Genomic DNA, 13,477 nt, shown 5'->3' with positions numbered 1-13,477 from the left:
ACGAGGGCCCCGGTACAGCGCTTGTACCGGGGCTTTCTCGTGCCTCGAAGAGCGACCATCGATTGAGGAACCCCTACGGCGAGAAACCACCTCCGCGAGAGCGGCGGCGGTTTAGCCGCAGATCAGGGCCTGCGTGCCGACGTCACGCGGTACACGTCGTACACGCCCTCCACGCTCCGGACCGCCTTCAGGACGTGCCCAAGATGTTTCGGGTCGCCCATCTCGAAGGTGAAGCGGGAGGTCGCCACCCGGTCGCGGGACGTCTGGACGGCCGCGGACAGGATGTTGACGTGCTGGTCGGACAGGATGCGGGTGACGTCCGACAGCAGCCGGGACCGGTCCAGCGCCTCGACCTGGATGGCGACCAGGAAGACCGAGGACTGGGTGGGCGCCCACTCGACGTCCAGGATGCGCTCCGGCTGCTTGGACAGCGAGTCGACGTTGACGCAGTCGGCGCGGTGCACCGAGACGCCGTTGCCGCGGGTCACGAAGCCGATGATCGGGTCGCCCGGCACCGGCGTACAACAGCGCGCCAGCTTCACCCACACGTCGTCGACGCCCTTCACCACCACGCCCGGGTCGGCGCTGGAGCGCCGCTTGGAGCGCGGCCGGATCGGGGTGGACTCGGCGATGTCCTCGGTCGCCTCGTCCTGCCCGCCGAGCGCCTGGACCAGCTTCTGCACGACGCTCTGCGCCGTGACGTGGCCCTCGCCGATGGCGGCGTACAGGGACGAGATGTCCGGGTAGCGCATCTCGTGCGCGAGCGTGACCAGCGAGTCCCCGGTGAGGATGCGCTGGATCGGCAGGTTCTGCTTGCGCATCGCGCGGGCGATGGCGTCCTTGCCCTGCTCGATGGCCTCGTCGCGGCGCTCCTTGGAGAACCACGCGCGGATCTTGTTGCGGGCGCGCGGCGACTTCACGAAGCCGAGCCAGTCCCGGGAGGGGCCGGCGCCGGGCGCCTTGGAGGTGAAGACCTCCACGAGGTCGCCGTTGTCGAGGGTCGATTCGAGCGGGACGAGCCGCCCGTTGACGCGGGCGCCTATGGTCCGGTGGCCGACCTCGGTGTGCACCGCGTAGGCGAAGTCCACGGGGGTGGCGCCGGCGGGCAGCGCTATGACGTCACCCTTCGGCGTGAAGACGAAGACCTCGTTGCGGGACAGGTCGAAGCGCAGCGACTCCAGGAACTCGCCCGGGTCCTCGGTCTCCTTCTGCCAGTCCAGCAGTTGGCGCAGCCACGCCATGTCGTTGACCGTGTCTTGACCGTCGGCCTTGTTCTTCGGTACGTCGGTCCGCACCTTGGACGCGCCGGCCACGGCTTCCTGCTTGTACTTCCAGTGCGCGGCGATGCCGTACTCCGCGCGCCGGTGCATGTCGAACGTACGGATCTGCAGCTCGACCGGCTTGCCGCTGGGACCGATCACGGTCGTGTGCAGCGACTGGTACATGTTGAACTTGGGCATCGCGATGTAGTCCTTGAACCGCCCCGGGACCGGGTTCCACCGGGCGTGGACGGTGCCGAGCGCCGCGTAGCAGTCGCGGACGGTGTCGACGAGGACGCGGATGCCCACCAGGTCGTAGATCTCGGCGAAGTCGCGGCCTCGCACGATCATCTTCTGGTAGACGCTGTAGTAGTGCTTCGGCCGGCCGGTGACGGTGGCCTTGATGCGCGCCGCGCGCAGGTCGGCCTGGACCTCGTCGGTCACTATGGCCAGGTACTCGTCCCGCTTGGGGGCGCGCTCGGCGACGAGCCGCACGATCTCGTCGTACATCTTGGGGTAGAGGATCGCGAAGGCGAGGTCCTCCAGCTCCCACTTGATGGTGTTCATGCCCAGGCGGTGCGCCAGCGGAGCGTAGATCTCCAGCGTCTCGCGGGCCTTCTTCTCCTGCTTCTCGCGCTTGAGGTAGCGCATGGTGCGCATGTTGTGCAGCCGGTCGGCCAGCTTGATCACCAGGACCCGGGGGTCCTTGGCCATCGCCACGACCATCTTGCGCACGGTCTCGGCCTGCGCGGCCTCGCCGAACTTGACCTTGTCCAGCTTGGTGACGCCGTCCACCAGCAGGGCGACCTGGTCGCCGAAGTCGCGGCGCAGGGTGTCCAGGCCGTACTCGGTGTCCTCGACGGTGTCGTGCAGCAGGCCCGCCATGAGGGTGGCCGGGTCCATGCCCAGCTCGGCGAGGATCGTGGTCACCGCGAGCGGGTGGGTGATGTACGGGTCGCCGCTCTTGCGCTTCTGGCCGCGGTGCCAGCGCTCGGCGACCTGGTAGGCGCGTTCCACCTGCCGCAGGGTGGCGGTCTCGATCTTCGGGTCGTTGCTGCGCACGATCCGCAGCAGCGGTTCCAGGACCGGGTTGTACGGGCTCTGCCGCTGCACGCCCAGGCGCGCGAGGCGGGCCCGTACCCGGTTGGAGGAGCCGGTACGGCCGGTGTAGACGGGCGGCGTGGGCTTGGCGGCCGGTACGGGGGACGCGGCGGGCCGGACGGCGGGCGGCTGCGACCTGGGCACGCCGTTGCCCTCGCTGTTCTTCTGCGCACCCGAGCTCTGCGCACCCGAGGCAGCCGCGTCCGCGGGGCCGGGCTGGTCCGGATGGGCGGACGGCGACGCCCCCGGGCGGAGTCCGGGAGAAAGCGGCTGGGCCTCGTCTGGCAAGAGCACTCCTCAAAGGGGGTCCGGACCACAAGACCACGAACGGGTCGGGCTGCCATGGTATCGAGCTCGGCGCTCCGGCTCTTCCGCGGCCGCCGGGGTCCGTACATGACAGCAAAAGGGCATCCGGGTTTGTTCCGGATGCCCTTTTGCTCGCTCTTTGCGGAATTCCGCGCGTACGGAGACGGCTCGGCCACCGCCGTCCGCACGGCCCGCAGGCCCGTCAGACCGTGATCAGCGCCTCCAGCGGAGCGCCCTTCAGGCCCGGCTCCAGCCGCTGCCGCCCGGCCAGGAAACCCAGCTCCATCAGCACCGCCACACCGGCGACCTCGGCCCCGGCCCGCCGGACCAGCTCCAGCGACGCCTCGGCCGTACCGCCGGTGGCCAGCACGTCGTCGATCACCAGCACCCGGTCGCCGACCGCGACCGCGTCCGCGTGTATCTCGATCTCGGCCGTGCCGTACTCCAGGTCGTACGCCTGGCGGAGCGTCGCGCCGGGCAGTTTGCCCGCCTTGCGTACGGGGACGAAGCCGATGCCGGCCCGTACGGCCACCGGAGCGGCCAGGATGAACCCGCGCGCCTCCAGGCCCACGACCTTGTCGGCCTCGTACCGCTCGCACAGCGACACGAACGCGTCGGTCAGCGCGCCGAAGGCGGCCGGGTCCGCCAGCAGCGGCGTGATGTCCTTGAACACCACGCCCGGCTTCGGATAGTCCGGCACGTCCGCGATCCGGTTGAGCAGCAGCTCCCGCAGGCCGTCGGGGGCGCTCATCGGCGCTTGCCCGACGGACGGCCGCGGCCGCGGCTGCGGGAGGCGGGCTGGTTGCGCTGGCCGACCATGCTGCCTGCGGCGTCCTCGTCGCCCTCCGCGTCCTGCGGGACATCCTCGTCAGCGACGTTCTGCGCGGACTCCTGCTGCTCCGGCGCGTCGGCCTTGGCGGCGGCCGCGGCGCGCTTCGCACGCACCCGCTTGGCCAGCGCCTTCATCGCCGGGTCGCGCTCCTTGAAGTCGGCGACCAGCGGGGTCGCGATGAAGATCGAGGAGTACGCACCGGCCGCGAGGCCGACGAACAGGGCGAGCGAGATGTCGTTGAGCATCCCGGCGCCGAGCACACCGCCACCGACGAAGAGCAGTCCGGCGACCGGCAGCAGCGCCACGACCGTGGTGTTGATGGAACGCACCAGGGTCGAGTTGATGCTGCGGTTGGCCAGCTCGCTGTAGGTGAAGCGGGTCTGCTTCCCGATGTCCTTCGACGCTTCCTTGAGGCTGTCGAAGACCACGACGGTGTCGTAGAGGGAGTAACCGAGGATCGTCAGCAGACCGATGACGGTGCCCGGGGTGACCTCGAAGCCGACCAGCGCGTACACGCCGACCGTGATCGTGAGGTCGTGGATCAGCGCGATCAGGGCCGCCAGCGCCATCCGCCACTCGAAGGCGATGGCGAGGTAGATCACCACCAGGATCATGAAGATCCCCAGGCCCAGCCAGGCCTTGTTGGCGATCTCCTCACCCCAGCTCGGGCCGACGAGCTGGGTGTTGATGTCCTTGACCGGGACGTCCAGGTCCTTGGCCAGGGCCTCCTGCACCGGCAGCGACTGCTGGGTGTCCAGCTCGCTGATCTGAATGCGCAGGCCGCCGTTGCCGAGCTTCTGGACGGTGGCCTGGTGGCCCTCCGCCGCGGCCTCGGCCTTGTGCTCCGCCTCCGACGCGGAGACGGACGTCTTCGGGGTGGTGAAGACCGCGCCGCCGGAGAACTCGATGCCCATGTTCAGGCCGCGCACCGCCAGGCCGACGATGGCCGTGATGGTGATCAGGATCGAGATGCCGTACCAGATCTTCCGCTTGCCGATGAAGTCGTAACCGACCTCACCGCGGTAGAGCCGGGCGCCGATGTTGCCGAGCTTCGACATCTCACGCCTCCTTCGTCTCGGTGGGAGCGGTGGTACGACGGCGGCGCAGCGGCGGATTGGCGCCCAGGCGCTTGGGGTCCAGACCGGACCACGGGTGGCCGTTGGCGAAGAACTTCCGCCGGGCGAGCAGTGTCATCAGCGGCTTGGTGAAGAAGAAGACCACCACGACGTCGAGGAGGGTGGTCAGGCCCAGCGTGAACGCGAAGCCCTTCACCTTGCCGACGGTGACGATGAACAGCACGAACGCGGCCAGGAACGACACGAAGTCGGAGACCAGGATCGTGCGCCGGGCGCGCGGCCAGCCGCGTTCGACGGCCGGGCGCAGGGTGCGGCCCTCGCGGATCTCGTCCCGGATGCGCTCGAAGTAGACGATGAAGGAGTCGGCCGTGATGCCGATGGCGACGATGGCGCCGCAGACGGCCGGCAGGTTCAGCGCGAAGCCGATGGCCGGGCCCAGCAACGTCATGATCGCGTAGGTGAGGACCGCGGAGACCGCGAGGCTCGCCAGCGCGACCAGCGCCAGACCGCGGTAGTAGGCGACCAGGTAGACGATGACCAGCGCGAGGCCGATGGCGCCCGCGATCAGGCCCGCCTGGAGCTGCTCGCCGCCGAGCGCCGCGGTGACCGTGGTCTCGTCGGCGATCTTGAAGGAGAGCGGCAGGGCGCCGTAGGACAGCATGTTCGCCAGGTCCTCGGCGGTCTGCTGGGTGAAGCCGCCGGAGATGGTGGCGCTGCCGCCGTTGAGCCGCTGGCTGACCCGCGGGTCGGAGACGACCGCGCCGTCCAGCACGATGGCGAACTGGTTCTGCGGCTGGGTCTTGGCGGCCAGCTTGCCGGTGATGTCGGCGAACTTCTTGCCGCCGGCGCCGGTGAAGTCCATCTGGACGATCCAGCCCTGGCCCTGCTGGCTGTCGAAGACCGCGGAGGCGTCCTTGACGTCGGTGCCCTCGACACCGACCGGGCCCAGCACGTACTTCTGCGAGCCGTCGTCCTTGCAGGCCACGACCGGGTCGCTCGGCTTCACGCCGGCGGCCTTCTCACCGGCCGCCGCGCGCGACTGCTTGGTGGTGCAGTCCAGGTCGGCGAGCTGCTTCTGCAGCGCGGCCGGGATCTCGTCGGCGCCGGTGGACGGCTGCGGGGTGCCGCTCGGCGCGGGCGTGCTGCTGCCGGACGCCTTCGGCGGGTCGGACGGACCCTTCTTCAGCGCGTCGGTGACGGCGCGGCCCTGGGTCGTGGAGGTGGGCGTCGGCTTCGTGCCGGGCTTGTCGCCCTGCTTGCCGTCGTCCTTCCCGTCCTTCTTGCCGTCGTCGCCCTTGCCGCTCGCGGAGGGGGTGGGGCTCGGGCTGGTCGACGGTGTCTTCGCACCGGCGGTGGTGGTCAGCACCGGCCGGAAGCCGAGCTGAGCGGTGGTACCGACCTGCTGGCGGGCCTGTTTCGCGTCCGTCCCCTTGGGGATGTTGACGACGATGTGGTTGGTGCCCTGGGTCTGGACCTCGGCCTCGGACACACCGAGCCCGTTGACACGCCGCTCCATGATGCCCGCGGCGGTGTTCATGTTGGTCTCGTTGATCGCGTTGGGCTTGCCGGGCTGGTTACGGGCTTCCAGCGTGAAGCTCGTACCGCCGGCGAGGTCGATGCCCAGCCGGGGCGTCGAGCTGCCGGAGAGGAACATCCCGCCGACCAGCGCCACCATGGCGATCAAGATCAGGACCAGGGTGCGCCCCGGCCTTCCCTGGCCCCCAGGAGACCTGCGGCCCTTTTTCGGTGCTGCCACCTTCTCGTATCTCCCTGTCCAACCGCCCGGCTCGGTGCCTGCCGAGCGGCCACGAAGTGTAGTGGGGACGTTGCCCCCGCCGGAGCCTAAACCGTCCCGGAACCGCGGTGCACCGCTCGAAGGGTGCTCCGCGGTTCCGTCGGGGCGGGGCTACTTCGCGTCGGCGCCGCCGTCCTTCTTCTCGGCCTGGTCGGCCTTGTCGGCCTGCGCACCGCTCTTGGCGCCCTCGGCGGCCTCGGCACCGGCCGCGTCCCCGGCCTTCGCGGCGTCCTTCGCGTCGGCGGCGGGCTCGCCCTTCGCCAGGTCGGCCTTCGGCGACTTGTCCAGGTTCGCGGGCTTGTCGCCGGCGTCGGCCTGGTCAGCGGCCGGGGTGCCCTCGGTCAGCGAGGAGGCGTCGTCCGGCACGATCGCGCCGTCCTTGCCGCCCTCGGCGCCGTCGAGAATGCGGTTGTACTCCTCGTCCGGGAGGACCGCGCCGACCGCGTTCTTGGCGTAGAGGGCGTGCACGCCGGGGGCCACCTCCAGGAGGACGGTGTCGTCGTGGATCTCCTTGACGGTGGCGTACATGCCCCCAATCGTCCGGACGCCGGTGCCGGGCTGCATCTCGTCGCGCATCTGCGCGGCCGCCTGCTGCTTCTTCTTGGCGGACCGGGTCATCAGGAACATGGCCCCGATGAGGACGATGAAGGGGAGGAGAGTCACGATACTCACGGGACGGAAATCCTTCGCACGACCGCAAGTCCGCGGTCTGGTATACGGGGGTGGGAATGCCGGACCATACGGTCGGCATCGGCGGAGTCTAAGCGAGTCCGCACCGGTGGAACAACGCCCAGCATGGCACCGCAGTTCCTGACCCGGCGAGTCCCCGCGCCGTCACGCCCCGAACAGGCCCTGCTGTCCGGCTCCGCCCGCCTGCTGCTGGGGCGGTGTCAGCCCCATGTGGGTCCATGCGGCGGGGGTGGCGATCCGGCCCCGGGGGGTACGGGCGAGCAGGCCCTCGCGTACGAGGAACGGCTCGGCGACCTCCTCGACGGTCTCACGCTCCTCCCCCACCGCCACCGCCAGGGTGGACAGCCCCACCGGTCCGCCGCCGAACAGCTTGAGCAGCGCGGTAAGCACCGCGCGGTCCAGGCGGTCCAGGCCGCGGGCGTCGACCTCGTAGACGTCCAGGGCCTGCGCCGCGGTCTCCCGGGTGATCACGCCGTCGGCCTTGACCTGCGCGTAGTCGCGGACGCGGCGCAGCAGGCGGTTGGCGATGCGCGGGGTGCCGCGGGAGCGTCCGGCGATCTCCGCGGCGCCCTCGGCCTCTATGTGCACGTCGAGCAGTCCGGCGGAGCGGTGGATGACGCGTTCCAGTTCGCCGGGGGCGTAGAACTCCATGTGGCCGGTGAAGCCGAAGCGGTCGCGCAGCGGCGGGGGCAGCAGACCGGCCCGGGTGGTGGCGCCGACCAGGGTGAAGGGCGGCAGTTCCAGGGGGATGGCGGTGGCGCCGGGGCCCTTGCCGACGATGACGTCGACGCGGAAGTCCTCCATGGCCATGTAGAGCATCTCCTCGGCGGGCCGGGACATCCGGTGGATCTCGTCGAGGAAGAGCACCTCGCCCTCCTGGAGGGAGGACAGGATCGCGGCCAGGTCGCCGGCGTGCTGGATGGCGGGGCCCGAGGTGATGCGGATCGGGGCGCCCATCTCGGCGGCGATGATCATGGAGAGGGTGGTCTTGCCCAGGCCGGGGGCGCCGGAGAGCAGGACGTGGTCGGCGGTGGCACCCCGGGCGCGGGCCGCGCGCAGCACCAGGTCGAGCTGCTCGCGCACCCGCTCCTGGCCCACGAACTCGTCCAGGTCCTTGGGGCGCAGCGCGGCCTCGACCGCGGTGTCCTCGCCGTCCGCGTCGGACCCCACCAGCCGGTCGGGCCACTCGGCCGTGCCGCCCGGGGGCGGTCCGGCCGCGGTCTCGGTGGGCTCGTCCCAGTTCACTGCGTCCTGCCTCACGTGGTCGTACCGGCCGGGTCGGCCGGCTTCGCGTCGCGGTTCTTACGGGGGTGGCCGGGCGTACGGCCGGGGGCCGCCGGGTCCCGCCCGGCCCGGCGGCCTGCGCTCACCGTGCGGTGCACCGGGCTCACCGCGCCCGGTTCAGCGACTGGAGGGCCGCCTTGAGCAGTTGCGACACCTGCGGCGTGCCGCCCTCGGCGACCGCCGCCTCGGCCTGCGGCGCGACCGCGGACACCGCCTCGTCGGCCTCCCGGGTCGCGTACCCCAGGCCGATCAGCGCGGCGTGCAACTGGTCGCCCCACCCGGCCGTCACGGCACTGCCGACGCCCGCGCCGCCCGTGCCGACGGGCGCCCCGAGCCGGTCCTTCAGCTCCAGCAGGAGCTTCTGGGCGCCCTTCTTGCCGATGCCGGGCACGGCCGTGAGCGTCTTCTCGTCACCGTTGGCGACGGCGAGGCGCAGCGTGTCCGGGGAGTGCACCGCGAGCATGGCCTGCGCCAGCCGCGGGCCCACGCCGCTAGCGGTCTGCAGCAGTTCGAACGTCTGCCGCTCGTCGTCATCGGCAAAGCCGTACAGGGTGAGCGAGTCCTCCCGTACGACCAGGGAGGTGGCCAGCTTGGCCTGCTGGCCGACGCGCAGCCCGGACAGGGTGCCGGGCGTGCACTGCACGGCCATGCCGATGCCGCCCACCTCCACGACGGCGGTGTCCGGAGCCAGGGCCGCGACCGGGCCGGAGACGAAGGCGATCATCGGGTGGTGCCCTTCTGGGGTGTCCCGGGCCGCGGCCCGGGTGCGCGTGCGGGAGTACGTCGGACGGGAGCGGGCGCCGGGCGCGCGCGGGCGGCCGCCTGTGCCTGCTGGAGCCGGTTGGCGGCGTGCGCCTGCTGGAGGCGGTTGACGGCGGGCGCGCGCCAGATGTGGCAGATGGCCAGCGCCAGCGCGTCCGCCGCGTCGGCCGGCTTGGGCGGAGCGTCCAGCCGCAGCAGCCGGGTGACCATCGCGCCGACCTGCGCCTTGTCGGCGCGGCCCGACCCGGTCACGGCGGCCTTGACCTCACTGGGAGTGTGCAGCGCGACGGGCAGTCCGCGGCGCGCGGCGCACAGCATGGCGACCGCGCTGGCCTGGGCCGTGCCCATGACCGTACGGACGTTGTGCTGGCTGAAGACCCGCTCGACGGCTACGCAGTCGGGCCGCTGCTCGTCGAGCCACTCCTCGATACCGCGCTCGATGAGCACCAGGCGGTGCGCGATGTCCGCGTCGGCGGGCGTCCGCACGACGCCGACGCCGGCCATCGTCAGCGGGCGGCCCGCGACGCCGTCGACCACGCCGACACCGCAGCGTGTCAGCCCCGGGTCCACGCCCAGCACCTTCATCGCCGCTCCCCCCCACTTCTCCCCTGGGTCCAACCGTTCTCCGCGGGCCTCGACCCGCTGATCAGCACAGTATCCGCTGCCACTGACAACGCAGGACGGGCCGACGGGGTGTGTCCCCGCCGGCCCGTCACCGCCGCAGTTGACCGCCTGTCAGGCGTCGACCTTCGCCATGACCTCGTCGGACACGTCGAAGTTGGCGAAGACGTTCTGCACGTCGTCGCTGTCCTCCAGCGCGTCGACCAGCTTGAAGATCTTGCGGGCGCCCTCTTCGTCCAGCTCGACCTGCATGGTCGGCACGAAGTTGGTGTCCGCCGAGTCGTAGTCGATGCCCTCCTTCTGGAGAGCGGTGCGCACCGCGACCAGGTCGGTGGCCTCGCTGAGCACCTCGAAGGACTCACCGAGGTCGTTGACCTCCTCGGCACCCGCGTCCAGGACCGCGCCGAGCACGTCGTCCTCGGACAGCTCGCCCTTGGGGACGATCACCACGCCCTTGCGGTTGAACAGGTACGACACCGAGCCGGGGTCGGCCATCGAGCCGCCGTTACGGGTCATCGCGACCCGCACGTCCGAGGCGGCGCGGTTGCGGTTGTCGGTGAGGCACTCGATGAGCACCGCGACACCGTTGGGGCCGTACCCCTCGTACATGATCGTCTCGTAGTCGGCGCCGCCGGCCTCCAGGCCCGCGCCGCGCTTGACCGCGGAGTCGATGTTCTTGTTCGGCACCGAGCTCTTCTTCGCCTTCTGGATGGCGTCGAAGAGGGTCGGGTTGCCATCGACGTCGGCGCCGCCGGTGCGCGCCGCGACCTCGATGTTCTTGATCAGCTTCGCGAAGAGCTTGCCGCGCTTGGCGTCGATCACGGCCTTCTTGTGCTTCGTCGTAGCCCATTTAGAGTGGCCGGACATCCGCCTGTCTCCTTCGCGTAACCAGGTTGAGAAACGAACGCCACAGATCCTACCGGGACGGGATCGGGCCGCCGCACACACGGCGCCCGACCCGCGGCGGACCACTACGCGCCGGTGCGCACCATGTCCACGAAGTACGCGTGCACCCGATGGTCGCCCGTGAGCTCCGGATGGAAGGACGTGGCAAGGACGTTACCCTGCCGGACCGCCACCGTGTGCCCGTCGTACGACGCCAGCACCTCGACGGCGGCCCCCGTCGACTCCACCCAGGGCGCCCGGATGAAGACGCCCTGCACCGCTCCGCCGCCGATGCCGGCCATCTCGACCGCCGCCTCGAACGACTCGTTCTGCCGCCCGAAGGCGTTACGGCGCACGATCATGTCGATGCCGCCCAGCGTCTCCTGGTCGGCGCGCCCGTCCAGCAGCTTGTCGGCCAGCATGATCATGCCCGCACACGTCCCGTAGACCGGCTTGCCGGAGCGCACGAACTCCCGCAGCGGCTCCAGCATCCCGAAGACCACCGCCAGCTTGGACATGGTCGTGGACTCACCGCCCGGTATGACCAGGCCGTCCAGACCGTCCAGTTCCTCGGGCCGGCGCACCGGCCGGGCCAGGGCGTCCGCCGTCGCCAGCGCCGTCAGATGCTCACGCACGTCGCCCTGGAGGGCCAGCACGCCGATGGTAGGGGTACTCATCCGTCCGTCGTTCTCCCGCTCGCCGTCTTCGCGCCCTCGGCGCCCGTCCGCCCGCTCACCAGCCGCGGTTGGCGTAACGCTCCGCCTCGGGCAGCGTGTCGCAGTTGATGCCGACCATGGCCTCGCCCAGGTTGCGCGAGACGTCCGCGACGACCTTCGGGTCGTCGTAGAACGTGGTCGCCTTCACGATGGCCGCGGCGCGCTTGGCCGGGTCACCGGACTTGAAGATGCCCGACCCCACGAAGACACCCTCGGCACCGAGCTGGCGCATCAGCGCGGCGTCGGCGGGCGTGGCCACACCACCGGCGGAGAACAGCACGACCGGCAGCTTGCCCAGCTCGGCGACCTCCTTGACCAGCTCGTACGGGGCCCGCAGCTCCTTGGCCGCGGCGAACAGCTCGTTGTTGTCACAGCCCCGCAGCTTGGCGATCTCACCCTTGATCTGACGCAGGTGACGCACCGCCTCGACGACGTTGCCGGTGCCGGCCTCGCCCTTCGAACGGATCATGGCCGCGCCCTCGGCGATCCGCCGCAGCGCCTCACCCAGGTTGGTGGCGCCGCACACGAACGGGGTGGTGAACGCCCACTTGTCGGAGTGGTTGACCTCGTCGGCCGGGGTCAGCACCTCGGACTCGTCGATGTAGTCGACACCGAGGGACTGCAGCACCTGCGCCTCGACGAAGTGACCGATCCGCGACTTGGCCATGACCGGGATGGAGACCGCCTCGATGATCCCGTCGATCATGTCCGGGTCGGACATCCGGGCCACCCCGCCGTCCTTGCGGATGTCCGCGGGCACCCGCTCCAGGGCCATGACCGCGACCGCACCGGCGTCCTCGGCGATCTTCGCCTCCTCCGGCGTGACGACATCCATGATCACGCCGCCCTTGAGCTGCTCGGCCATGCCGCGCTTGACGCGGGCGGTACCGGTCTCGGGGCTCCCGGCGGGAACGGTGGCAGACGTGGCGTTCGGCGTGCTGGACACGGTATGACCTCACTAAGTGCGGGCGGATGGACTCCGCCGCCCACACAACCGTTTGCGCCCGGCCACTGAAAAGGGCCAATCGGAAGGCAGTGGCTCGTCAGCGGCCGACAGCACGGTCGCCGAGCACCACCGGCGGCTCGTCATCCATCTCGAAGGCCATCGGAAACGGCGCATGCCCCGCCAGCCGGAACCAACGCACCACCCGGTGACGGCGCACCGCCCGCGCGGCCCGCACGGCGTCGTTGTGGAACCGCCGCGCCATCGGCACCCGGCGCACCGCCGCCGTCAGCTCGGCCACCGTCTGCTCACCGCCGGGCGCCGCCCGCACCGCTTCGAGCTGCCCCTCGTCGTCGAAGACCGCACGCAACGCCTGGCTCAACCCGCTCTCGGCGACCTCCCGCTGCTCCTCGGCCGCCTGCCGCGCCTCGTGCGCCACCTCGTAGAGCACGATCGACGCCGCCGGATCGAGAATCCCCGACGTCCCCAGCTCCTGAGCCACCGAGGCCCGCCGCAACAACTGCGCGTCCAGCGCGGCACGCGCCGCGTCGATACGCGCGTGCAGACGGTCCAGCCGCCCCGCGGTCCAGCTCAGGTAGACGCCGATGACGACGAGAACGGCCGCGATCCAGATCAAAGTGGTCACGCCGGGTCACAGTACCGGCCGCCATGGAGCCGTCGGCGTCCGGCTGAGCGGAGTTCGTGCGCGTGGTGGGAGTGCGCGTCTTGCGCGATGGGTCCGGTGGGTGGGGGCTCGGGGTCCCTCCGGGGTCACTCCTCGGCACCGTGGACCTCAACGTACTTTCATTAGGCGACGCAGAGGCCCGGCTGCCTGCGGGGAGACCCCTGCGGGACCCCGAGCCCAGGCCGTCCGGCGACTTTCGGAGCGATCGGGCTGGGGCTTTTTACAAGCCCAAGCGAAAGCCGGTCCGGTGGGGGCGCGCGTCGTGCGCGGAGGGTTCGGTGGGTGGGGGCTCGGGGCCACTCCGGGGTCACTCTCCCCCAGCCTCCGGCCGGGGGTGCCCCCACGGCACCGTGGACCTCAACGTACCTTCGTTAGGCAACGCAGAGGCCCGGCTGCCTGCGGGGAGACCCCTGCGTGACCCCGAGCCCGGCCGTCGAGCGGCTGTCGGTGCGATCGGGCTGGGGCTTTCACAAGCCCCGACGCTCCCGGTTCAAGCCGAGTGCACCAGCGGCGCGGGTGCCC

At 70.9% G+C, this 13,477-nt stretch carries 12 protein-coding genes; all 12 read right to left on the bottom strand.

Annotated features, from left to right (window positions below; translation table 11 throughout):
• Positions 1 to 122 precede the first annotated feature (122 nt).
• On the bottom strand, positions 123 to 2,648 hold the full coding sequence (locus EJG53_RS34070; RefSeq protein WP_030999435.1) for a RelA/SpoT family protein: 2,526 nt from the start codon (positions 2,646 to 2,648) through the stop codon (positions 123 to 125).
• Positions 2,649 to 2,868: 220 nt separating this feature from the next.
• A complete protein-coding gene (locus EJG53_RS34065; protein ID WP_125048131.1) occupies positions 2,869 to 3,417 on the bottom strand; it encodes an adenine phosphoribosyltransferase in 549 nt (182 codons plus the stop codon).
• Positions 3,414 to 4,556, bottom strand: a complete 1,143-nt coding sequence (secF, locus tag EJG53_RS34060) for a protein translocase subunit SecF (RefSeq protein ID WP_125048130.1) — start codon at positions 4,554 to 4,556, stop codon at positions 3,414 to 3,416. The genes EJG53_RS34065 and secF overlap by 4 nt, the downstream gene beginning before the upstream one ends.
• Before the next feature lies 1 nt (position 4,557).
• The gene (gene secD / locus EJG53_RS34055; RefSeq protein ID WP_125048129.1) at positions 4,558 to 6,330 is read right to left on the bottom strand and encodes a protein translocase subunit SecD; all 1,773 of its coding nucleotides are present in this window, start codon (positions 6,328 to 6,330) and stop codon (positions 4,558 to 4,560) included.
• Positions 6,331 to 6,480: 150 nt separating this feature from the next.
• Positions 6,481 to 7,041 (bottom strand): preprotein translocase subunit YajC, encoded by a 561-nt coding sequence (gene yajC, locus EJG53_RS34050; protein WP_125048128.1) that lies wholly within the window; start codon positions 7,039 to 7,041, stop codon positions 6,481 to 6,483.
• A 162-nt stretch (positions 7,042 to 7,203) separates the two neighbouring features.
• Positions 7,204 to 8,304 (bottom strand): Holliday junction branch migration DNA helicase RuvB, encoded by a 1,101-nt coding sequence (ruvB, locus tag EJG53_RS34045; protein WP_371858820.1) that lies wholly within the window; start codon positions 8,302 to 8,304, stop codon positions 7,204 to 7,206.
• Between the two features lie 142 nt (positions 8,305 to 8,446).
• Positions 8,447 to 9,067 carry a Holliday junction branch migration protein RuvA gene (gene ruvA / locus EJG53_RS34040; protein ID WP_030999445.1) on the bottom strand — a complete coding sequence of 207 codons (621 nt, stop codon included), beginning with the start codon at positions 9,065 to 9,067 and terminating at the stop codon, positions 8,447 to 8,449.
• On the bottom strand, positions 9,064 to 9,690 hold the full coding sequence (gene ruvC / locus EJG53_RS34035; protein ID WP_125048127.1) for a crossover junction endodeoxyribonuclease RuvC: 627 nt from the start codon (positions 9,688 to 9,690) through the stop codon (positions 9,064 to 9,066). The genes ruvA and ruvC overlap by 4 nt, the downstream gene beginning before the upstream one ends.
• 150 nt (positions 9,691 to 9,840) lie before the next feature.
• A complete protein-coding gene (locus tag EJG53_RS34030; RefSeq protein ID WP_030999447.1) occupies positions 9,841 to 10,593 on the bottom strand; it encodes a YebC/PmpR family DNA-binding transcriptional regulator in 753 nt (250 codons plus the stop codon).
• Positions 10,594 to 10,697: 104 nt separating this feature from the next.
• The gene (pdxT, locus tag EJG53_RS34025; protein WP_125048126.1) at positions 10,698 to 11,288 is read right to left on the bottom strand and encodes a pyridoxal 5'-phosphate synthase glutaminase subunit PdxT; all 591 of its coding nucleotides are present in this window, start codon (positions 11,286 to 11,288) and stop codon (positions 10,698 to 10,700) included.
• 55 nt (positions 11,289 to 11,343) lie between these two features.
• Complete coding sequence (pdxS, locus tag EJG53_RS34020; protein ID WP_125048125.1) at positions 11,344 to 12,273, bottom strand: pyridoxal 5'-phosphate synthase lyase subunit PdxS; 930 nt, start codon at positions 12,271 to 12,273, stop codon at positions 11,344 to 11,346.
• A gap of 97 nt (positions 12,274 to 12,370) precedes the next feature.
• Positions 12,371 to 12,916, bottom strand: a complete 546-nt coding sequence (locus EJG53_RS34015; RefSeq protein ID WP_125048124.1) for a LemA family protein — start codon at positions 12,914 to 12,916, stop codon at positions 12,371 to 12,373.
• Positions 12,917 to 13,477 lie beyond the last annotated feature (561 nt).

The sequence above is a fragment of the Streptomyces chrestomyceticus JCM 4735 genome (genome assembly GCF_003865135.1).
Taxonomy (GTDB): domain Bacteria; phylum Actinomycetota; class Actinomycetes; order Streptomycetales; family Streptomycetaceae; genus Streptomyces; species Streptomyces chrestomyceticus.
The sequence above is the reverse complement of the archived record's forward strand: the minus strand, read 5'-3'. Positions and strand labels throughout refer to the sequence as shown.